Origin of the sequence: Nocardia jiangxiensis NBRC 101359, from assembly GCF_000308615.1 — a bacterium.
In the GTDB taxonomy this organism is placed as follows: Bacteria; Actinomycetota; Actinomycetes; order Mycobacteriales; family Mycobacteriaceae; genus Nocardia; species Nocardia jiangxiensis.
The window spans coordinates 1-310 of sequence record NZ_BAGB01000100.1; the positions used below are offsets into that span (position 1 = coordinate 1).

At 55.5% G+C, this 310-nt stretch carries 1 protein-coding gene; it reads left to right on the plus strand.

Annotated elements, in window-relative coordinates:
• Window positions 1-310: aminoglycoside adenylyltransferase family protein (locus ON40_RS34390; protein WP_040829420.1), on the plus strand; the 310-nt coding region annotated here is incomplete at both ends.

The following is a 310-nucleotide window of genomic DNA, read 5'->3' on the forward strand; positions in this document are numbered from 1 at the left end:
ATGAAACCACCCGTCGTGCGCTGATTAACGATCTGCTGGAAACCAGCGCGAGCCCGGGTGAAAGCGAAATTCTGCGTGCGGTGGAAGTGACCATCGTGGTGCATGATGACATTATTCCGTGGCGTTATCCGGCGAAACGTGAGCTGCAGTTTGGCGAATGGCAGCGTAACGATATTCTGGCCGGCATTTTTGAACCGGCGACCATTGATATCGATCTGGCCATTCTGCTGACCAAAGCGCGTGAACATAGCGTGGCGCTGGTTGGTCCGGCAGCGGAAGAACTGTTTGATCCGGTGCCGGAACAGGACCT